This window comes from Nocardia brevicatena NBRC 12119 (genome assembly GCF_000308495.1).
GTDB classification, from domain to species: domain Bacteria; phylum Actinomycetota; class Actinomycetes; order Mycobacteriales; family Mycobacteriaceae; genus Nocardia; species Nocardia brevicatena.
On sequence record NZ_BAFU01000070.1, the window covers coordinates 39,592 to 60,575 of the forward strand.

A 20,984-nucleotide genomic window follows, 5' to 3' on the forward strand; every position below is an offset into this window, starting at 1 on the left:
ATCGGTCATCGTTATCAAGTGGTTACACTGGCTCCCCGTGATCACCATGCGGAACGTCACCAAGTCGTACAAGACGTCGACGCGACCCGCGCTGGACAACGTCACCGTTGAGGTGGACAAGGGCGAGTTCGTTTTCGTCATCGGACCGTCCGGCTCCGGTAAATCGACCTTTCTGCGGCTGCTGCTCAAGGAGGAGAAGCCGACCACCGGGGAGATCCGGGTGGCGGATTTCCGGGTGGATCGGCTGCCGGGACGCAAGGTGCCCAAACTACGGCAGCGGATCGGCTGCGTTTTCCAGGATTTCCGCCTGCTGCAGCAGCGGACCGTGGCGCAGAACGTGGCGTTCGCGCTGGAGGTGATCGGCAAACGGCGCCAGTTCATCGAGCGTACGGTGCCGGAAGTACTGGATATGGTCGGACTGGCCGGTAAGGCCGACCGCCTGCCGAGCGAGCTGTCCGGAGGCGAGCAGCAGCGGGTGGCGATCGCCCGGGCGTTCGTGAACCGGCCGCTGGTGTTGTTGGCCGACGAGCCGACCGGCAATCTGGACCCGGACACCAGCGCCGACATCATGATGTTGTTGGAGCGCATCAACCGCATCGGCACCACCGTGCTGATGGCCACCCACGACAATCACATCGTCGACGCCATGCGCCGCCGGGTGATCGAACTCGATCGTGGCCGGTTGGTGCGCGACGACGCGCACGGCGTGTACGGGGTGGGCTGGTAATGCGGGCGAGTTTCCTGGCCGGCGAGGTCTCCGAGGGCCTGCGCCGCAATGTGACCATGACGATCGCGATGATCCTGACCACCGCGGTCTCGCTCACCATGCTCGGCGGCGGCCTGCTCGCGGTGCGGATCGCGGACAAGACCGAGCAGTACTTCCTGGACCGGTTGGAGGTGCGGCTGTATCTCACCGAGGATGTCTCGGCCGGCGATCCGGACTGTTCGCAGGAGCCGTGCCGCACGCTCATGGCGGATCTGAAGGCCGTCGACGGGGTGGAGTCGGTGCAGTTCCTCAGTCGGGACGACGCCGTTCGGGAGGCCAAGGAGAAAACCTTCAAGGACCAGCCGGAACTGGCCGAATTCGTGAGCGAGACGCCGCTGCCCGCCTCGCTGCGGGTGAAGATGGCCGATGCGGCGCTGTATCCGACGATCTACGAACGGTTCGTCGACCGCCCCGGCGTGGGCATGGTGCGCAATGACAAGGACATCGTCGACCGGCTGGTGAGCCTGTTCGACGGACTGCGCAACGCGGCGTTCGGTATGGCGCTGCTTCAGGCGTTGGCGGCGCTGCTGCTCATCGCGAACATGGTGCAGATCGCCGCGTTCACCCGCCGTACCGAGGTCGGCATCATGCGATTGGTCGGCGCGACCCGTTGGTACACCCAGTTGCCGTTCCTGTTGGAGGCCGTGGCGGCCGCGTTGGCGGGTGCGCTGTTGGCGGTGATCGGGCTGTTTTCGGCGCGTCCACTGGTGATCGACCGCGCCCTCGGCGATCTGTTCGCGAGCAAGGTGTTTCCCCAGATCACCGGGGATGACATCATCACGACCGCCATGGTCGTCGCACCGGTGGGTGTGGTGTTCGCGGGGATTACCGCGTACGCGACCTTGCGTTTCTACGTGCGGGAGTGACGCGGGCCGGATCCTGGACCCGTCCGTTCCGCGGAACCGCCCGGCTCGGAGGAGACCGACCGGGCGGTTCCGCTGTCCGGGGTCCCGGTTTCGGGCCACCGCGCCGACGGGGCTCGTCGGCAGTGATATCGCGCCCGGCGCGGCCGCTGCGGCGAGGCCCGAAATCTACCTATCGACGGGCTTCTTACTTGTCAGTAAGATAGAGTCTTACTCAGGAGTAAGATTGCTGGGGTCAGACCTCACCCCCACCCGAGAAAACAGGTGATGATGAGTACTCGAGACAGCGCCACCAAGCGGCGTCCCGATTCCGCCGGCGGTCAGGAGAACGGGGTGGGCCTGCATCAGCCCAAACGCGACTGGATGGGCGCCGCGATGCGAGTCATGTCGACCATCACCGGCTCGGAGCTGGCGGAAAAGTACCACCTGCGCAAACCGATCGAACGGGTTGCCTACGAGAGCACCAAAACCGGTTTCCGCACCCTCGGTGCGGCCACCCGTGTGTTCAACCGGGTCGCCGGCGGCGGCGCGCCGAAACGGCTCGCCGACAACGAGTCGAAGAGCAAGGACTACTTCGATCTCACCCCCACCGACGAACAGCAGATGATCGTCGAGACGGTGCGCGAATTCGCCACCGAGATCCTGCGCCCGGCCGCCCACGACGCCGACGAGGCCGCGACCACGCCGAAGGACCTGCTCGGGCGGGCCGCCGAACTCGGCATCACCCTGATCAACGTCCCCGAGGAGCTCGAAGGCGCGGCCACCGAACGCGGCGCGGTCACCAACGCGATGGTGGCCGAGGCGCTCGCGCACGGCGATATGGGCCTGGCGCTGCCGCTCCTGGCACCCAGCGGCGTAGCGGTCGCGCTGTCACAGTGGGGCACCGACGCCCAACAGAAGACCTACCTGCCCGCCTTCACCGGCGAGAACGTACCCCAGGCATCGGTGGTGATCGCCGAACCGCGTGCCCTGTTCGATCCGTTCACCTTGCAGACCAAGGCGGTGCGCTCCCCGGGCGGCTACCGGTTGTCCGGGGTGAAGAGCCTGGTCCCGGCCGCGGCGGACGCCGAGATCTTCGTCGTCGGCGCCGAACTCGACGGCCGCCCGGCGCTGTTCATCGTGGAATCCGATACCAAGGGTCTGTCGGTGGAAGCCGACCCGAGCATGGGTATGCGGGCCGCGGGCCTGGGCCGGTTGGTATTGGACAATGTCGCGGTCTCCGCGGATGCCGTTCTCGGGGAGGGTGATGCCCAACAGCACGCCGCCGACTATCGCGACGCCGTCCAACTGGCCCGGCTCGGCTGGGCGTCGCTGGCGGTGGGCACCGGCCAGGCCGTACTGGACTATGTGATCCCCTACGTCAACGAGCGGGAAGCCTTCGGCGAGCCCATCGGCCACCGGCAGGCGGTCGCTTTCATGGTCGCCGATATCGCCATCGAACTCGACGGCCTGCGACTGGTCACCTGGCGCGGTGCCGCCCGCGCCGAACAGGGCCTGACCTTCGCCCGCGAGGCGGTACTGGCCAAGAAACTGGCCACCGACAAGGGCATGCAGTTCGGCCTCGACGGGGTGCAACTGCTCGGCGGCCACGGCTACACCAAAGAGCACCCGGTCGAACGCTGGTACCGCGATCTGCGCGGAATCGGCGTCGCCGAAGGTGTGGTGTTGGTGTAATCGGCTGCGCGGGTCCATTTCCAGGAGACTTTCATGATCAATCTCGAACTTCCCAAGAAGCTGAGGGCCAGCGCCAATCAGGCGCATCAGGTGGCCGCACAGATCTTCCGCCCCATCTCACGCAAATACGACCTCGCCGAGCACGAATACCCGGTCGAACTGGACACCATGGCCGCCATGGTGGAGGGCCTCGCCGATTCCGGCACTCAGAAGATCGGCGGCGCCGCCGGCGGTCGCTCCGATAGTGCCGACATCGACGGCAAGTCCACCGAGATCCTCACCAATGCCAACGGCGGCAATATGTCGGCACTGCTCAACGCCCTGGAAACCTCCTGGGGTGATGTCGGCCTGATGCTGTCGATCCCCTATCAGGGCCTCGGCAACGCCGCCATCGCCGCCGTCGCCACCGACGAACAACTCGAGCGTTTCGGCAAGGTATGGGCGTCGATGGCCATCACCGAGCCGAGCTTCGGCTCCGACTCCGCCGCCGTCACCACCACCGCCGTCCTCGACGGCGACGAATGGGTGCTCAACGGCGAGAAGATCTTCGTGACCGCCGGGCAGCGCTCCACCCATATCGTGGTGTGGGCGAGCGTGGACCGCAGCAAGGGCCGCGCCGCGATCAAATCGTTCGTGGTGCCGCGGGACGCCCCGGGCCTGTCGGTGGCGCGGCTCGAGCACAAGCTCGGCATCAAGGCCTCCGATACCGCGGTGCTACTGCTGCAGGACTGCCGGATCCCGAAGGACAATATCCTCGGCAGCCCGGAAGTCAATGTGGAGAAGGGTTTCGCGGGGGTCATGCAGACCTTCGACAACACCCGTCCCATGGTGGCCGCCATGGCCGTCGGCGTCACCCGGGCCGCGCTCGAGGAACTGCGCACCATCCTCACCGAAGCCGGTATCGAGATCTCCTACGACACCCCGCCCAACAACCAGCACGCCGCCGCGGCCGAATTCCTGCGGATGGAGGCCGATTACGAATCGGCCTATCTGCTGGCCCTGCGGGCGGCGTGGATGGCCGACAACAAGAAGCCCAATTCGCTCGAGGCGTCCATGTCGAAGGCGAAGGCGGGCCGCACCGGCACCAACGTGTCCCTGAAATCCGTCGAACTGGCCGGCACCCTCGGCTACTCGCAGCGTCTGCTGCTGGAGAAATGGGGCCGCGACTCCAAGATCCTCGACATCTTCGAGGGCACCCAGCAGATCCAGCAGCTCATCGTGGCCCGGCGGATTCTGGGCAAGACCAGCGCCGAGCTCAAATAGCCCGGTAGAAGGCAGAAACCGGCGCGAGTCGGACTCTCGACTCGCGCCGGTTTCCTCGCGTCGGCTCACGGTCCGACAGAGCACCAGAACCCCTCAGGCCGCCTGTAGGCCGTTGGCGGGTTCGACCATCCGGATACGGGTCGCTTCGTCGACGGCCTGCCGCAGACCGAGACCCATACCGACCGAAACCGCGATCGAATAGCGTTCATCCCGGCCGACCGACCGGTGGCGCACCGCCACCGCCCGATCATCGGGCCACACCACGTTTTCGGGCTCCGTCGGCCGACCGACAAACCGTCTTCGCGTTGTCCACGGGTTCTCCCGAATCGACTTATCGTCCGCAGCCGTATCGAGAGCTCCGATGGCGTCGGCTTCACCGACGGCTTCTGCCCGAGACCGGTTCCGAATTCCACCGACAGGCCGCCGGTGAGGAGTGGGCCGGCCGTGGCAGGGATACGTTGTTCAATGTTCAATGATGGCAATGAAATGGTGGGGACCGGTTGTCCGACCCGCCGGCGCTCGTACCGAGCTTCGAACACCCGCCACCAGAGACGCAGGCCGAGGAGGGACGCATGATCGGTGACCGGTGGGGTGTGAGCGACGGCGAGATCTCGCGCTCCTACCCATGCGACGAGTTCGTTACCTCGCCCACGCTGCAAGCGTGGCGGGGTGTGAGTGTCGAGGCTCCTGCCGAAGTGTTGTGGCCGTGGGTCGCGCAAGTGCGACTTGCACCATACTCCTACGACTGGATCGATAACTTCGGCCGCCGCTCACCTCGCGAGCTGAAAGGCCTTCCCGAGCCCCGGGCGGGAGAGGGGTTCACCACCGCCGGCGGGCGCGAGCTGGGCCGGATCGTCTCGGTCGACCCTGGGAAACAGCTGACGGCCACCATCATGGGCGCCTTCATGTCCTACGTTCTCGTGCCTCAGGATCACGACACAACGCGCCTGCTGCTCAAGGTCGTCATGCGAACCGGTCGCTGGGTGGCCCTCGGGCTGTCCGTAGGCGATCTGATCATGGCTCGACGGCAGTTACTGAACTTGAAGCTGCTCGCCGAACAGCATCGGCACCGGGCTGCGGGCGCGGGGTGAACGGCTCGAGGGCGAGGACACCGAGCGACCCGGCATGGGAACGCCGCCGCCCCGTGGGCAGAGGGAGTTTTCCGGCCGGAGGGTCCTCCATATCTACGAGGTCACCCAGCAGGCCCAGCAGCTGACCGTGGCCCGGCGCATTGTGGGCAAGACCGGCGCCGAGTTCGAATAGGCCCGCTCGTATCCGAACCGGTGCGAGTCGCCTCGGACTCGCACCGGTTCTTCACGAGCGGACCCACCGATCCCGGACACGCTGATACCGAGCGGCCCATCCAGCGTTGCGCACCGGGTAGTGTGGCCGCCACCAGCACCCGAGTCACTGAGCAGTACCGACAAGAACCTGCAAGGAGACTGGTTATGCGCACAGTGGGCTTCGCCCGTCGTCTCGTCACCTCGTTCGTCACCGCGGCCGCCGCGACCGTGCTGTGCACCGGCCACGCCACCGCCGAACCGGCCGACGTCGACTGGGCCTCGGCGGCCCAGGAACTCCTGGGAGCCGCAGCGGGCGACCCCCAGGCCGAAAGGGCCGTCGAACTGCTATTGAACGATCCGCGCACCGAACAGGCCGCGAAGGAGGTTGCGCTGCCGGCGCAACCGTTCCAGGTGCCGGCCGAATCCGCTGTCGGCCGAGGTGGCGGCCCCGGGAGGTACGGCTCCGGCGTCGCGCTGAACGTCGACGGGTTCCGGTTCGGCTTCTTCGGCGGCCCCGGAACCATCGCGCCGAGTCAGGACGGCGCACGGCTGAATGTGGTGTGGCTGAACCTGTCCAACGGCCGCAGCGGTATCGAACCCCTGACCGAGCACATCGACGTTATCGCGGACACCACCATTCGCACCCGCAGGATCGATCCCGGGCCGGGCATGGTCGTCGCCGCGATCTACGGCAGCCTGTGGCATCGGTGGCCGGTCTCGGCGAGCCCGCAGTATCCCGACGGGTTCCAGTACGTGCGGGGCGATATCACATTCCCGTCGCTGGGCGCGATCTACAACTGAACGACCGCCTGCTCGGGCGCGACCGATTTCCGGTCGCGCCCGAGTGCTGATCGAACGGACATCATAGGGATACCGGTCGGTCATCCAGTATCTGTGACCGGGCGCACTCACACTGCTACGGTGAGCTCCGAAATGCCGTTCGAAAATCGCTGGGTCGTGTACCGCGCGAGAGTTCTGTGGAGGTGTTCGTGGTCAACCTGGCGCACACGCTCGAAGTCGTGAAGGCGTACGGGCTGCTGGTTTCCAGCGGGGTCGCCGATCCGAAGAACCCCTGGGAAGCCCTGCAGACGATAAAGGAGGCCAAGCTCTACATTCCTCAGGCCTCGCAGATCAGGCACGCCGCCCGGATCGCACCGGACTCGATCGGTATCGCCGACGAGCGCGGCGAGATCACCTATCACGAGCTCGACGAGCAGTCCAACGCCATCGCCCGCGGACTGCAGAAGTCCGGGCTCACCGAGGGCATGGTGATCGGCCTACTGGCCCGCGACCACCGTGGCCTGATCCTGGCCATGGCCGCCGCGGGCAAGATCGGCGTCAAGATCGCCCTGATGAACACGGGATTCGCCAAACCCCAGTTCGCCGAGGTGTGCGCACGGGAAAAAGTCAAGGCCGTCCTGCACGACAGCGAGTTCCTCGGTCTGCTCGACGCGCTGCCGCCGGAGCTGCCGCGCTACCTCACCTGGGTCGACGAGGGCACCGAACTGCCGGAGGGCGCGCAGACCCTGGAGGACCTGGTCTCCGCCAACTCTGTCGAACCGCTGCCGGCGCCGAGCTCCCCGGGCGGCTTCATCATCTTGACCAGCGGCACCACCGGCCTGCCGAAGGGCGCCCCGCGCACCAAGACGAGCCCGCTGGCGACCGCGCAGTTCCTCGACCGGATTCCATTCGCCGAGTGCCCTACGGCCGTGATCGTCTCGCCCATCTTCCACAGCACCGGTCTCGGCACCTGGCTGGTGCACACGCTGCTGGCCCACAAGACCGTGATGCGCCGCCGGTTCGACGCCGAGGCGACGCTGAAGATGATCGCCGACCACAAGGCCGAGATGTTGGTCGCCGTGCCGACCATGCTGCACCGCATGGTCGAGCTGCCCGACGAGGTGCGGGCCGAGTACGACATCTCGTCACTGAAGGCCATCGTGCTCGCCGGCTCGGCGATGTCGCCCGAACTGTGCATGCGCGCCGCCGAGGTGTTCGGCCCGGTGCTGTACAACCTGTACGGGTCCACCGAGTGCGCCGTGGCCTCGGTTGCCCGGCCCGCCGAGCTGGCCAAGTCTCCGGGCACCGTGGGCAAACCGCCACTCACCTGCGAGGTGCGACTCTACGACGAGAACGACAAGCGGATCACCGTCAAGAACACCACCGGCCGTATCTTCATCCGCAGCGGCGCGCCGTTCGAGGGCTACACCGACGGCCGGCACAAGCAGATCATCAACGGCTACATGTCCAGCGGCGACGTCGGGCACTTCGACGACAACGGTCTGCTCATGGTCGACGGCCGCGACGACGACATGATCGTCTCCGGCGGCGAAAACGTCTTCCCGCAGGAGGTGGAGAACCTGCTGCTGGAGCGGGAGGACATCTTCGACGTGGCCGTGGTCGGGGTCGACGATGTGGAATTCGGTAAACGCCTGCGCGCGTTCATCGTTCCCGAACCGGGCCACAAGCCCGACGAGGAAACGATCAAGACCTACGTCAAGGAGAACCTGGCCCGCTACAAGGTGCCTCGCGAAGTGGTCTTCCTCGACGAGCTTCCCCGCAACGCCACCGGCAAACTGCTGCGCCGGGTCCTCGTCGAATACGAGGCGTAGCACGGGGTGTGGTCGCGCCGGTAACCGGGACCTATCACAGGATCGTGCCGGTTTTCCGGGAGGCTTGGGCGAACTCCGCCGCCGATCACGCCGACATTGCTACGGTTGACGACAGCAGGAGGATCTCGAGGAGTGCGGTCCATGTCCCCGCGGGCTCGGGGGAAGGCGACCGCGGGAGGTTTGTCGCCGATGTCTTGGTCATTGCTCGCACCGATCCGCAAGGCGAGCGATCTCGCTCTCGGCGCGAACGTGATGCGCAAACGCGGCCTGTTCAATCCGCTGCGCCCGGACCATGCCCTCCAATCCCTCGTCAACGCCGGCAGATACGGCCCGTTCGCCGCGGTCATCATGCATACCGCGCATACTCGGCCCTACGCTCCCGCCATCGTGGACGAACAGGGTGAGCTCGCCTTCGGGCAGCTCGACGAACAGTCCAACGCGTTCGCCCATGGGCTTCTGGCCCGGGGACTGCGCCAGGGCGATGTGGTCGCCGTCCTGGCCCGGGACCATCGCGGCATGGTGCTGAGCATGCTGGCGACCGGGAAGCTCGGACTGCGAGCGGTCCTGATGAACACCGGCTTCGCCAAACCCCAGTTCGCCGAGGTGTGTGAACGGGAAAAGGTCAAGGTGGTGCTGCACGACAGCGAGTTCGGCGACCTCATGAGCGCGATCCCCGGCTCCGTCCCGCGCATCCTCACCTGGGTCGACGAGAAGGACAATGCGGACCCGGCCATCCCGACCCTGGCCTCGGTCTCCATGGGCCGGCCCACCACGCCACCGCCCGCCCCGGCGAAACCGGGCGGCACGGTCATCCTCACCAGCGGAACCACCGGAACCCCCAAGGGCACCCCGCGTGACAAGGTGAGCCCGTTCATGTCGGCGCAGTTCATCGACCGGGTGCCGATGCCCAGGGACGGCACCATGGTGATGGCGGCCCCGATCTTCCACGGCACCGGCCTGTCCCAGTTCTCGCTGGGCCTGGGGCTCGGCAACCGGGTGGTCTTCCAGCAACGCCGTTTCGATCCGGAGAAGACCCTCGCCAATATCCAGCGCTACCGAGCCGATTCGCTGGTGGTGGTCCCCACCATGCTGCAGCGCCTCCTGGACCTGCCCGCCGAGGTGCGGGCGAAATACGATGTTTCGTCGCTGCGGGTGGTCTTCGCGGCGGGGTCGGCGATTCCGCCGGATGTGGTGGTGCGCAGCGGTGAGTATTTCGGAGAGGTGCTCTACAACCTGTACGGGTCCACCGAATGCGCGGTGATCACGGTGGCCACACCGGAGAATCTGCGCAAGGCGCCGAGCACGGCAGGCCGACCGCCGGTCGGTATCCGGATCGCGCTCTACGACGAGAACCGCAAACGGATCACCCGGCCGAATGTGACCGGCACGATCTTCGTGGAGAACGCGCACGCGTTCACCGCCTACACCGACGGACGCACCAAGGAACGCATCGACGGAATGATGTCCACCGGCGATGTCGGGCATCTCGATGACGACGGTCTGCTGTTCATCGACGGCCGCGACGACGACATGATCGTCTCCGGCGGCGAGAACGTCTTCCCGCAGGAGGTCGAGCACCTGATCGCCAATCGGTCCGATGTCCTGGAGGCGGCGGTGGTAGGGGTCGACGACCGCGATTTCGGCAAACGCCTGCGCGCGTTCGTGGTCCCCGGGCCCGAATCCACCCGCGACCCCCAAGAGATCAAGGACTACGTCAAGGAGAACCTGGCCCGCTACAAGGTGCCCCGCGAGGTGATCTTCCTCGACGAACTCCCCCGCAACGCCACCGGCAAACTGCTGCGCAAATCGCTGATGGAAATGGACCCCCCGGCCTGATCTCGGGCCTACCAGGGCTTACCGCCAGGTCCCAGGACATACGTTCGGCTATTATCGCCGGGTGAGTATCAGGTTCGGCCCCACCGCCGGGGTGGATCACCGCGGTACCGCGCAGGTGCGTGGCGCGGTGGCCGGCCTGATCTCGGGGACGGTCTCCCTCGCCGCGCACGGTTGGGCATCCGCCGGGGCCGCGCCGACCAGCACCTCGATAACGCTGCTCGCCGCCACCTCCGCGGTGCTCGGCGCGCTGGTGTCCGGGCCGGGCCCGCTGCGCACCGGCTCGGCCGGACTCGTCGCCGCGCTCATGGCCGGACAGCTCCTCGGCCATCTCGGGATGAGCTGGGACTCCGGTCACCTGCACCACGGCGACCTCCAGCTCACCCCCACCATGATCGCGGCACATATCCTCGCCGCCACCGCCGCCGCGGTCGTGATCCGCGGCGCCGAGTTCGCCTACCGGATCGGCAGCGCGGCCCTGTCGCCGGTGCTGCCGATCCGCTGCCCCGCACCGGTCATCCCCGGGCCGCCGTCACTGCGCACCGAGCACCGGGACCGCGTCGTCCTGCGGATCTTCGCGGCCGATACCGGGCGCACCCGGGCCCCGCCACATCTCGTCCTCCACTGATCTCACACCCGGCCGATACGCGAGCGCCGAGCCTCGCCGTGGCACAGTCGTGCCCGCTTGCCGTCTACTCGCCACGGTCGGGATCACCTTCCCCGGCGGCCCCGCCGATAGCGAACGGGTCGCGGCACCGCATACGCGTCGCTTCGACCGCTGCCGCCGCACGCCGGGCTCAGCACAGGATGTAGGGACACATGAGCACAACCGATGTCGCGGCGGAGCCCGCGGCTCCGGATACGACCGACCGACCGCGACAGGCCGGGGCGCTGCGAGCGCTCGCTCTTCGGCTGCATTTCTACGCGGGTATATTCGTGGGCCCGTTCCTGCTGATCGCGGCCATATCGGGAGCGCTGTACGCGATCGCGCCCACTCTCGAGACATTCACCGACGGCGAGTTGCTGCGGGTGGATTCCCACGGACCGCAACGGCCCCTGTCCGAGCAGGTCGCCGCAGGCGTGGCCGTCCGTCCGGACCTCACGCTGGTGGCGGTGGCCCCCGCGCCTGCGGAGGGTGAGACGACCCGCGTGATCTTCTCGGATCCGACGCTCGGGGAGTCCGAGCGGCGCGCGGTATTCGTCGAACCGGTCACCGCCCGCCCCGTGGGCGAGGCCGTGGTCTACGGCAGCTCGGGCGCCCTGCCCACACGTGCGTGGATCTCGCAACTGCACCGCCATCTGCATCTCGGCGAACCGGGCCGGCTGTATTCCGAACTGGCGGCATCGTGGTTGTGGGTGATAGCCCTGGCCGGGCTGCTGCTCTGGGTGCGCCGGGTGCGCAGCCGCCGCCAACGCAATTCGGCGGCATGGCTGTTCGCCCCGGACCGCTCCCAGGGCGCCCGCGGCGGCTCCCTCAACTGGCACGCCACGGTCGGGGTGTGGATTCTGCCGGTGCTGCTGTTCCTGTCGGCGACCGGTCTCACCTGGTCGACATATGCCGGGCAGAACATCGACGAGCTGCGGGAACGGTTCGACTGGGCGACCCCCACGATCGTCACCGCGCTGCACGGTTCCACGCCGTCGAGCGCCGAGGTCGACGACCGTTCCCATCACGGCCACGGCGCCCATACCTCCGGCGGCGACCCGACCGACCGGGTCGAGCAGTTGGACCGGGTGATCGCGGCGGCGCGAGCGGCGGGGATCGACCGGCCGGCCGAGATCGACGTGCCCACCGACGACGACACCGCCTTCGCGGTGAAGGAGCTCCGCATGTCGGGCACCTACACCGTCGACGCGGTGGCCGTGGACGGCGGCACCGGCGCTGTCACCGCCCGGCTGCCGTACTCCGACTGGCCGCTGATGGCCAAACTCGCCAACTGGGGCATCCAACTGCATATGGGCCTGCTGTTCGGGGTGCTCAACCAGCTGCTGCTGTTCGCCGTCGCGGTCGGATTGATCACCGTGATCATGCGCGGCTATCTGATGTGGTGGCGGCGTCGGCCCACCCGCGACGCCGGTTGGTTCGCCGCGGGCCGCCCGCCCCGGCGCGGTGTCCTGCGCCGGGCGCCGCTGGGTACCACCGTCGCGGTGTTCGCGGTGGCGGCGCTCATCGGCCGGTTCGCGCCGGTATTCGGGATCAGCCTGCTCGGATTCTTCGTGATCGACCTGATCGTGGGCCTGAGCCAACGCTTGCGCGCCACCGCATGACACGGTAGCCGGTACCTGATCGGCCCCTCACCATACAACCTCGTCGACATGCTACGGCGCGGCCGCGCTTCGCCGGCTCGCGCTGGGCATCACCACCGCCTCCGCACACTCCGTCCCGGCTGCCCCCTCGGAGGCGATCTGCTTCACGGCGAGGACCGCCGGCGATCCGGGCATCATCACCACCGGTTCGGGTTCCCTGCTGGTCGAGGACGGCTCCCTGAGGATCACCGCCGAAGAAGCAACGGTCGTCGCGGGCACTCCGTTGAGCCTTCGGCTCGACGATTTCGGATTCCCGATCGCCGCGCAGATCTCCGGTGTGGCCGCGGCTCCAATGGCGATCGGCGCGGTGATGCGGTACTTCACCACCATCAATCCCCCGTTCCCGGGCGCGGCCGAGAGCTCGCGGGCGCGCCCGGCAACATCCCGTGAACCGGCATCATCCGGCCCGTCCGGCGCCCTGTGCCGCGACCACACCGAAGATCCGTGGCACGGGAAAACCCTCTCGGGACAATCTGTCCCGCACCGCCTCCGCTGTCTCCTCCGCCGCGGCGGCGTCGACGAGCGCGATCACACTGCCCCCGAACCCGCCGCCGACCATGCGCGCCCCGTGCGCACCCGCCGATACGGCGGCATCGACCACGGCATCGAGTACCGGTACGGAGACGGCGAAATCGTCACGCAGCGACACATGCCCGGCGGTGAGCAGCGGCCCGATCTCTCTGGGGTCGGCGCCGCCGCGCAGCAGGTCGGCGACGGCACACACCCGAGCGTTCTCGGTGACGACATGATGCGCCCGCCGGCGCAGTACCACATCGGCGAGACGGGCCAATTCCTCGGTGGAACCGATATCACGCAGCGATTCCACCCCGAGTGCCGCCGCCGCGGCGGCGCATTCGGCCCGGCGACGCGCATACCCACCGTCGGCCAGACGGTGCCCGTGCCCGGTGTCGACGACCAGGAGCCGTAGGCCGAAGCGGTCCAGGTCGAACGGAATCTGCTCGTAGCCGGTACCTTCGGCGGTATCTGCCGTGACCTGTCGAAACCGTCGAACATCCAGATACAGCGCGTGACCCGCCGTGCACAGGATCGAGGCCGCGTGGTCCAGGACGCCGGTGGGTACACCCGCGTAGTCGTTCTCGGCGGTATGCGCGATATCGATCAACTCCCGGTCACCGATATCCGGTGCGCACAGATCTCGAACGGCCACCGCGACGGAACAGCACAGCGCCGCCGACGAGGACAGTCCCGCGCCCACCGGAACGGTACTGTCCAACCCGAGGTCCAGACCGGCGGCCCGGTGCCCGCGACGCCGGAGTTCCGCCACCACGCCCAGCGGATAACGGGCCCACCCCGGTACCGTTTCCCATTCGCCGGCCAGGTCGCGCACGGGAACCTCGGCCGACCGCTCCGGATACTGCCGGGACGCTACCCGCACTATCCCGTCGCAGCGGGTCCGCGCCGTGCAGGTGGTGGTGAGCGGTATGGCGATGGGAAGTACGAAACCGTCGTTGTAGTCGGTATGTTCGCCGATGAGGTTGACCCGCCCCGGCGCCGACCATGTCGCCGGGACGGGCGGGTTCGGCTCGTCGCCAACGGTCACCGCATCACCGTACGGGATATGCCGCACGGGCACAGCCCGCGACTCGGTCGCGGATCCGGAAAGCCTTGCCGCACAGCCGATGCAGCGGAAAAGCCCCGACATCCGTCCGACCATCGGCCCACCGATATTCCGCTCCATGCCACTCCGTCATGCCGTGTCGGGACAACGCACCCCCCGAATTTCGGCATTCGTTATGCCAAGACAGCGACAAGCGCGGCGTTTCGTGTCATGATCGAAATAGTTGTCCAGATCGGTGGCCGAAGGAGTTGTAGTCGGCCGGGACATCTGCTCGTACCACAACGCTCGGCCCTCGCTCGTCAGCGGTATTTGTGTGGTGCGCCAGGCGACATCCACACGAAGCGCAGGTGTGGACCGAGCCGATATAGCAGTCGAGGATTCCCAGACCTAATACACGGCTCGATTCACCCGGATGGAGCGTTAGGGGGGCTGATGGAGTTCAAGCTCAGCGGAGGACGGTGGGCAGCACGCTGCTTACACTGCCGAATACGTTGTTACGCAGTGGTTCTGGTCGCGGGCACGAGTCCGTTCGCCTTGCATCTGGTCTTCGGGACGCGGCTGTCGATCCTGCTGACGGTGACCGCCGTGCTCACGGGCACCCTGGTCATGATCGGTATCGGGGTACGCCGACACCGACCGGCACATCCCCTGCCCTGGTCCGTGCTCTCGGTCTCGGCCGTCCTGTTCACGGCCGGCATCGTATTACGCGATTCGAACGACACCCCGATCGATCATGTCCTCATCTGTGTCGGCTACCTCGGTATCGGCCTGGCGGCCCTGTTGTGGCTCCGGCCGCACCGTGAGCGCGCCGATGTGGACACCCTCCTCGACTCCGGCCTCATCGGCCTGGGTGCACTCCTCGCGTCCTGGACCTTCCTCATCTCGCCGATCCTGCGCACCCACAGCGATTCGCTTTTGACGGTCACCGCGGCGATCTGCCCGCTCCTCGACGCCCTGTTGCTGACCCTGATCGCGCATTCGGTCGCCACCACGATCCGTACCGTGCCCGCGCAGCGACTCCTGCACATCGGACTGTTGACAGTGTTGCTCGGCAACCTCGGCCACAGCCTGGCCGCAGCCGGGACTCCCCTCGCCGACCGGGAGTTGTCGCTGGTTCCCCTGCTGGTGTCGTTGCTGGCCATGGGAGCCGCCGCCCTGCATCCGACCATGACGATGCTCGGCGAACCGCGCCCGATCCACCCGCATCATTCCCGCCAGCGAGCCAGCCTCATCGCGGTGGCGCTGATCGTGGCGTCGCTGGTTCCGGTGGTCGGTTCGCGGCTCGGGGTACTGGACCGGGTAGTGGTGTCGTCGCTGCTTGCGCTGCTGCTCATCGGGGTGCTGGCGCGTAGCGAGCGCGCCATCGTACGCAGCGCCCGCAGTGAACAGCGAGCGCAGTACCAGGCCGACCACGATATGCTGACCGGCCTGTTGAACCGGTCGGCCCTGCTCGGCACGCCGCACCGCAACCGCGAGCACTGGGACGGCCGGGCACTGTGCCTGCTGTTCATCGACCTGGACGGTTTCAAGACCATCAACGACAGTTACGGCCACGCCGTCGGCGACGAGCTGATCGCCAATGCCGGAACCCGAATCCGCCGGGCCGTCCGGCACGACGATATCGTCGCCCGCTACGGCGGTGACGAGTTCGTGGTACTCGCTCCGCTGGAACGGCAGGATGCGGCCGCACTGGCCGAGCGGCTCCTACGTGCGTTCCTGACGCCGTTCCGGCTCAGCGCGGGTGATATCCCCATCACCGCCAGTATCGGGCTGGCATGCGGCACGCTCCGAAGTCCCGGCACCACCATCTACGACCTGATCCAGAACGCGGACACGGCCATGTACCGGGCCAAGGAGCGCGGTCTCGGCTATATGTTCCACGACGATATCCGGGGTGCGCGGGGCGCGGACGCGAAGTCGATCCGCCACCCCGGGCGGCGCCGCGAAACCGCGGTCTGACCCTGCGCAACGTGGGCCACCACCGAGAATCGGCGATAACCGGAGCACAGCCGGACGGGGTGGCTCAGTCGGACAGCTCCTCGAGCAACCGCCTGGCCTGCTCCAACTCGGCCTGTAACTGCTGCACCTTCTCCTGCTGGGCATCGCGTGCCGCCTCCACCACCCCGGCCACCACCTCGGCTACCTCCGGGTGCAGAAGTTTGGCGGCCTGCGCCACCGCCCCACTGGAGACCGGCAACCCTCGCACCGTGCGTTTCTTACCGCCGGCCACATCGACGGTCCAGGTGCCGTCGGCGCTGCCGCTGAGGGTCACCGTCACCTCCGGCGCCTTCGTTTTCCGGGCACCACCGGCGGTTTTCGCGGGTCTGGCCGTGGGAGCGGTGGTTTTCGCGGCACCGTTCGTATCCGTGGCGGGGGCCGCCGTGGCGGGCTTCGCGGGCGTGGCGGGCTTCGCGGGCGTGGCGGGCTTCGCGGGCTGGGGATCGGTGCGCGGCGCGGGCGGCGCTTGGGTCACTGCGGGTTCCTTCCTGGACGAGCTCTGGGGCCCCGCCGCACGGTCACGCGACGGTTTGGTCAGGGTTACCTCGGTGGGCGAGAAGGAGAGTACATCCTTGGAGCCGGTGGGCCGGACCTGCAGATAATCACCGTCGGCCGGGTCGCCCAGCGCCACCACCTTGCCCGACCGACCCTCGTCCACCCCCACCGCGGCGGCGGTGAACCACACCATCGGCGGCCGACCGGCCGAGACCTCGTCGGCGATATGTTGTATCTCGGTATCGGACAGGGGTTTCGGTTTGGTACGTGGCGACGGCATGGTGGCACTCCGAGCAATTCTCGCTGTTCTCCAATATCTGCGTGCACAGATGATGCCGCACCGCACCGACAAGTTCGCACCTGGGCCGACAAGTGCCCCCGATACGGCGAAAAATGTAACGTGTTCTAATTCAATTCTGGTGGCCGAGCAACACAGGTAGGACAGATGCGATGAGCGATACCGGTGGAACAACCGCCGCACCCTCTCCGGCCGATCTCACCGGCCCGGGCGGCCCGTTCGAAACGGTGACCGAGAACGTCCTGGGCGTCGCCCTACCGGTGCTTCGACACCGGTACCGGACACTCGGGGAGGTCCTCGACGCATCGACCCGCTGGGGCGACCGCGAATACCTGGTCACCGACCGGCAACGGATCTCGTTCACCGAACACGCCGCCGCCTCGGCCGCCCTGGCCCAGGCCCTGCGCGAGCGTTTCGGCGTGGGCAAGGGTGACCGTGTCGGCATCCTCGCCGCCAACACGCCGGAATGGGTGCAGGCCTTCTGGGCGGCCCAGCGGCTCGGAGCCATCGCCGTGGGCTACAACGCATGGTGGGCCGCGCCCGAGGTCGAGTACGGCATCGGACACACCCGGCCCACCGTCGTGATCGCCGACGAGAAACGGGCCCAACCGCTTTCCGACCGCCTCGACCCGCCCGTCCTCACCATGGAGCGGGATATCCCCGCGCTCCTCGCCGAATTCCGGGGCGCCACACCGGAAACGGCACCGGTGGACGAGGACGATCCGGCGGTGATCCTCTACACCAGCGGCACCACCGGCCGCCCCAAGGGCGTCACCCATTCACACCGCAACCTCATCGCGGTCACCGACTACCACCGATACAACGATGCGCTATCCGCGGCCCGCACCGGCACGCCCGACACGTCCCGACGGTTCCTGCTGACCTCCCCGCTGTTCCACATCGCGAGCCTGCACAATCTGGTGGTGGCCCGGCTGGTCACCGGCGATACGGCCGTGATCCATCAGGGGTCGTTCGACGCGGACCGGGTCCTGCGACTGATGGAACGCGAGCGGATCACCAACTGGGGCGCCATGCCCACCATGGCCGTCCGCCTGCTCGAACAGGACCTCACCCGCTACGACCTGTCGGCGCTGCGCGCCCTGTCACTCAATTCCGCCCCGTCCTCGGCGCTGCTGCAACAGCGGTTGCGTGAGCGACTGCCGGTGGCCCGCACCGCCCTGGTGACCAGCTACGGGCTCACCGAATGCGCGACCGCGGCGACCTTGGCGACCCCCGCGGAGCTGGCCGAGTTCCCCGATACCGTCGGACGCCCCGTGTTCGGGGGCGAGGTGCGGATCTGCGATGCGTCCGGCGCGGTACTGCCCGAGGGCCGGGAAGGCGAGATCCAGGTGCGCAGCCCTTACGTCATGCTGGGGTACTGGGCGGACGGGGAGGCGACCGCCGCGGCGATAACCCCGGACCGCTGGCTGCGCACCGGCGATATCGGGATCCTCGAGGAGGGCAGGCTCCGGCTGTCCGGGCGTCGTTCGGATCTCATCCTGCGGGGCGGGGAGAACGTCTACCCCACCGAGATCGAACAGTGCCTGGAAGAGCATCCGGCGGTCGCCGAATGCGCGGTGATCGGTATACCGGATGCCGATCTGGGCCAAGCGGTGGCCGTGGTGGTGGTCGCGGACACCTCGGACACCACCGAGCACGAACTCCGTGAATTCCTCACCGAGCGGCTCGCCTACTACAAGGTGCCGTCGGTCTGGCGGTTGACCACCACACCACTGCCGCGCAACGCGACGGGCAAGGTGATCCGCACCGGTCTCACGGTGTGAAATCGACTGTCGCCGAACCCGCTACAGCAGGGTGAGCAGGAACTGCAGGACCTTCTGCGCTGTGCCCACTACGAGGTCGACGGTGTACACGACTACGCCAGTGCCCACTGTGGGCCCCCGATCTCGAATATGCTGTGTCCCTGCCGGGACGGTTCCGGTGAATCAGTGTCGCAGAACTGATCGGCATTGTGCGACACCGGTTCCGCGGAGCCGCGGACCCCGCGGCGGTAACCGTGGATTAGAACGCGTTCTACCATTGGCGCGACAGCCCATCGGCATCGATGAAGGGAGCCGTCGTGCCGCCCGAACCGACCGCCGCGGACCTGCTCGCCGTCGTAGCGGCCTCACCGCGAGCGGTGGCCGCGCACGATCGGCCCGCCTGGGTGGGCCTGTTCGCCGAGGGCGCCGTGGTCAACGATCCGGTGGGGTCGACTCCGCATATCGGCCGGGTGGCGATCGAACGCTTCTACGACACCTTCATCGCCCCCAACACCATCACGTTCGATATCACCCACGATTTCGCCGGACCGGCAACGATCCTGCGTGATCTCACCATTCGGATCACCATGCCCACCGGAGCGACGGTGCACGTTCCGATGCATCTGCGCTACGAACTGGTCGAGGTGGCCGGCGAGCTGCGTATCGAGACGATCCGGGTCCACACCGAGACCGTGCCGCGCCGAGCAACGGGCACCGCGGTGCCCACGGCTCCGGGACGGCCACCAGATCCACCGCGCCCGGGATCGTTCACGAGAGCCTCGCACCCCGACCAGGACGGAGATCCCCACGCACCATCGCCGCTCCACGAGGGGACAGCTCCATGGTATTTACTGAAACTCAAAGTATCGGTAACTTGGAGTAGAGAGCTACCCACACGCACGAGGAGGCATCGATGACGCCGTCGACTCTGCCGCTGACCGATCGGTTTTTCGACGAGCGGTACCGGGAGATACTGCAGACCCTGTCGGAGGGCTCGGTGCACCGGCGCTTCGATCCCTACCTCGATATCGACTGGGACTCACCCGAACTCGCCCTCGATCCCGATGATCCGCGCTGGGTCCTCTCCCCCGAGTTCGACCCGCTCGGCGCCACCCGCTGGTACCGGGAGCTACCACTTGACCGCCGGATCGAGATCGGGAAATGGCGGATCGCCAATGCCGTCAAGGTCGGCGCGGCCTTCGAGACCATCCTGATCCGCGGCATGATGCAGTACATCGCGAAACTCCCCAACGGTTCCGCGGAGTTCCGCTACTGCCTGCACGAGATGACCGAAGAGTGCAACCACATCCAGATGTTCCAGGAACTGGTCAACCGCATCGGGGTGGACGTACCGGGGATGCGGCCGATCTTCAAGGCGCTGTCACCGTTCATCGGGGTCGCGGGCGGCTTCGCACCGGCGATCCTGTTCATCGGCATCCTCGGCGGCGAGGAGCCGATCGACCACTACCAGAAGGCGGTCATCCGCAACGGGGCGAAACTCCCGCCGATGGTGGTACGCACCATGGAGATCCACATCGCCGAGGAAGCACGCCATATCTCGTTCGCGGCCGAATTCCTCCGAGCCCATATCGCCACGATGAGCCCGGCGGGCACCGCGCTGTGCGGTGTGGCCTTCCCGCTGACCATGCGGTGGCTGGCCGGCGAGATCATGGCGCCGCCGCGGTCGTTCGCCCGGCAGTTCGATATTCCCCGCGAGGTGCTCGAGGAAGCCTTCTGGAATGGCGAGCACTCCCGCAAAATCCTATCCGGCTACTTCGGCGATATGCGCGCCCTCGCCGAAGAACTCGGGTTGATGAACCCGGTCACTCGCACGCTGTGGCGGCTTCTGCGGATCGACGGCGACCGTTCCCGGTATCGCAGCGAACCCGAGCGGCGAGCCCGACGAGCAGGCGTGGCCTGAGCGGGCGGCGCGGCCGACCGGACGCCCGGACCCGGCCGGCCGCGCGTTTCCCAAGCGCTCGAAGAGGACTGTGTCTCTCGGGCCATGCGGGCATCGGCACCGATCACGGCCACGCCGAACGGCCGGCCGTCCATACACTCGCGCAACGTCACCTCCACCCCGTCCGGGTCGGCCGTGACCTGGCAGGCGACGAGATCGAAACCGTCCTCGCGCAGGGCCGCCTCACCCCGGGCGATGGCGGCGGTGGGCATCTCCTCGGTGCGGCCCGGATATCGGTCGAAGTCGACCGCGCTCGGTACGGCCTCCGCCTGCTTCGTCTGCCGGACACC

The 20,984-nt window shown here is 67.4% G+C and carries 17 protein-coding genes and 1 pseudogene; 15 read left to right on the forward strand and 3 right to left on the reverse strand.

The window, feature by feature from the left end; genetic code table 11:
- The first annotated feature begins 37 nt into the window (after positions 1–37).
- The 4 genes from ftsE to ON20_RS19280 all read left to right on the forward strand — a co-directional run bounded on the left by ftsE (position 38) and on the right by ON20_RS19280 (position 4,566).
- The gene (ftsE, locus tag ON20_RS19265; RefSeq protein WP_040837399.1) at positions 38–727 is read left to right on the forward strand and encodes a cell division ATP-binding protein FtsE; all 690 of its coding nucleotides are present in this window, start codon (positions 38–40) and stop codon (positions 725–727) included.
- Positions 727–1,632: a permease-like cell division protein FtsX gene (gene ftsX, locus ON20_RS19270; protein ID WP_040837401.1), complete on the forward strand. Its 906-nt coding sequence runs from the start codon at positions 727–729 to the stop codon at positions 1,630–1,632. Before ftsE ends, ftsX begins: the two co-directional genes overlap by 1 nt.
- Before the next feature lie 261 nt (positions 1,633–1,893).
- Entirely contained in the window at positions 1,894–3,303 is a 1,410-nt protein-coding gene (locus ON20_RS19275; RefSeq protein WP_083865065.1) for an acyl-CoA dehydrogenase family protein, read from the forward strand.
- Between the two features lie 33 nt (positions 3,304–3,336).
- On the forward strand, positions 3,337–4,566 hold the full coding sequence (locus tag ON20_RS19280; protein WP_040837404.1) for an acyl-CoA dehydrogenase family protein: 1,230 nt from the start codon (positions 3,337–3,339) through the stop codon (positions 4,564–4,566).
- Positions 4,567–4,659: 93 nt separating this feature from the next.
- Here the strand turns inward: ON20_RS19280 and ON20_RS36545 are convergent, their stop codons facing one another.
- Entirely contained in the window at positions 4,660–4,830 is a 171-nt protein-coding gene (locus tag ON20_RS36545) for a hypothetical protein (RefSeq protein ID WP_218002567.1), read from the reverse strand.
- 308 nt (positions 4,831–5,138) lie between these two features.
- Here ON20_RS36545 and ON20_RS19285 point away from each other — a divergent pair, with 308 nt between their 5' ends.
- The 7 genes and pseudogenes from ON20_RS19285 to ON20_RS41260 form a co-directional block, all read left to right on the forward strand.
- Positions 5,139–5,657 carry a hypothetical protein gene (locus tag ON20_RS19285; protein WP_040837406.1) on the forward strand — a complete coding sequence of 173 codons (519 nt, stop codon included), beginning with the start codon at positions 5,139–5,141 and terminating at the stop codon, positions 5,655–5,657.
- A gap of 357 nt (positions 5,658–6,014) precedes the next feature.
- Positions 6,015–6,650: a hypothetical protein gene (locus tag ON20_RS19290; RefSeq protein WP_040837407.1), complete on the forward strand. Its 636-nt coding sequence runs from the start codon at positions 6,015–6,017 to the stop codon at positions 6,648–6,650.
- Positions 6,651–6,832: 182 nt separating this feature from the next.
- Positions 6,833–8,461, forward strand: coding sequence for an acyl-CoA synthetase (locus tag ON20_RS19295; protein WP_245547341.1), 1,629 nt, complete (start codon positions 6,833–6,835; stop codon positions 8,459–8,461).
- A 189-nt stretch (positions 8,462–8,650) separates the two neighbouring features.
- On the forward strand, positions 8,651–10,297 hold the full coding sequence (locus tag ON20_RS19300; RefSeq protein WP_040837409.1) for an acyl-CoA synthetase: 1,647 nt from the start codon (positions 8,651–8,653) through the stop codon (positions 10,295–10,297).
- A gap of 61 nt (positions 10,298–10,358) precedes the next feature.
- Complete coding sequence (locus ON20_RS19305; RefSeq protein WP_051162857.1) at positions 10,359–10,922, forward strand: hypothetical protein; 564 nt, start codon at positions 10,359–10,361, stop codon at positions 10,920–10,922.
- A 191-nt stretch (positions 10,923–11,113) separates the two neighbouring features.
- Positions 11,114–12,562 (forward strand): PepSY-associated TM helix domain-containing protein, encoded by a 1,449-nt coding sequence (locus ON20_RS19310; RefSeq protein WP_040837411.1) that lies wholly within the window; start codon positions 11,114–11,116, stop codon positions 12,560–12,562.
- A 199-nt stretch (positions 12,563–12,761) separates the two neighbouring features.
- Positions 12,762–12,818, forward strand: a pseudogene (locus ON20_RS41260) (hypothetical protein); the annotation flags it as partial.
- A gap of 180 nt (positions 12,819–12,998) precedes the next feature.
- Here the strand turns inward: ON20_RS41260 and galK are convergent.
- On the reverse strand, positions 12,999–14,162 hold the full coding sequence (gene galK, locus ON20_RS19320; protein ID WP_245547326.1) for a galactokinase: 1,164 nt from the start codon (positions 14,160–14,162) through the stop codon (positions 12,999–13,001).
- Positions 14,163–14,681: 519 nt separating this feature from the next.
- On the opposite strand from galK, the gene ON20_RS19325 reads away from it, so the two are divergent.
- Positions 14,682–16,139 (forward strand): GGDEF domain-containing protein, encoded by a 1,458-nt coding sequence (locus tag ON20_RS19325; protein ID WP_245547327.1) that lies wholly within the window; start codon positions 14,682–14,684, stop codon positions 16,137–16,139.
- Positions 16,140–16,203: 64 nt separating this feature from the next.
- Here ON20_RS19325 and ON20_RS19330 read toward each other — a convergent pair whose 3' ends face one another.
- Positions 16,204–16,953, reverse strand: a complete 750-nt coding sequence (locus tag ON20_RS19330; protein ID WP_040837416.1) for a DUF6319 family protein — start codon at positions 16,951–16,953, stop codon at positions 16,204–16,206.
- Positions 16,954–17,123: 170 nt separating this feature from the next.
- Here ON20_RS19330 and casG point away from each other — a divergent pair, with 170 nt between their 5' ends.
- The 3 genes from casG to ON20_RS19345 all read left to right on the forward strand — a co-directional run bounded on the left by casG (position 17,124) and on the right by ON20_RS19345 (position 20,655).
- The gene (gene casG, locus ON20_RS19335) at positions 17,124–18,755 is read left to right on the forward strand and encodes a steroid-24-oyl-CoA synthetase (protein ID WP_040837417.1); all 1,632 of its coding nucleotides are present in this window, start codon (positions 17,124–17,126) and stop codon (positions 18,753–18,755) included.
- A gap of 296 nt (positions 18,756–19,051) precedes the next feature.
- Positions 19,052–19,651 carry a nuclear transport factor 2 family protein gene (locus ON20_RS33285; protein WP_051162861.1) on the forward strand — a complete coding sequence of 200 codons (600 nt, stop codon included), beginning with the start codon at positions 19,052–19,054 and terminating at the stop codon, positions 19,649–19,651.
- Positions 19,648–20,655, forward strand: coding sequence for an AurF N-oxygenase family protein (locus tag ON20_RS19345; protein WP_040837419.1), 1,008 nt, complete (start codon positions 19,648–19,650; stop codon positions 20,653–20,655). The genes ON20_RS33285 and ON20_RS19345 overlap by 4 nt, the downstream gene beginning before the upstream one ends.
- Positions 20,656–20,984: the final 329 nt, after the last annotated feature.

Coding starts and splice junctions, on each gene's coding strand:
- ON20_RS19345 (WP_040837419.1), top strand. CDS start 19,648: ATGACGCCGTCGACTCTGCCGCTGACCGATCGGTTTTTCGACGAGCGG.
- ON20_RS19310 (WP_040837411.1), top strand. CDS start 11,114: ATGAGCACAACCGATGTCGCGGCGGAGCCCGCGGCTCCGGATACGACC.
- ON20_RS19290 (WP_040837407.1), top strand. CDS start 6,015: ATGCGCACAGTGGGCTTCGCCCGTCGTCTCGTCACCTCGTTCGTCACC.
- ON20_RS19330 (WP_040837416.1), bottom strand. CDS start 16,953: ATGCCGTCGCCACGTACCAAACCGAAACCCCTGTCCGATACCGAGATA.
- casG (WP_040837417.1), top strand. CDS start 17,124: ATGAGCGATACCGGTGGAACAACCGCCGCACCCTCTCCGGCCGATCTC.
- ftsX (WP_040837401.1), top strand. CDS start 727: ATGCGGGCGAGTTTCCTGGCCGGCGAGGTCTCCGAGGGCCTGCGCCGC.
- ON20_RS19280 (WP_040837404.1), top strand. CDS start 3,337: ATGATCAATCTCGAACTTCCCAAGAAGCTGAGGGCCAGCGCCAATCAG.
- ON20_RS19300 (WP_040837409.1), top strand. CDS start 8,651: ATGTCTTGGTCATTGCTCGCACCGATCCGCAAGGCGAGCGATCTCGCT.
- ON20_RS19285 (WP_040837406.1), top strand. CDS start 5,139: ATGATCGGTGACCGGTGGGGTGTGAGCGACGGCGAGATCTCGCGCTCC.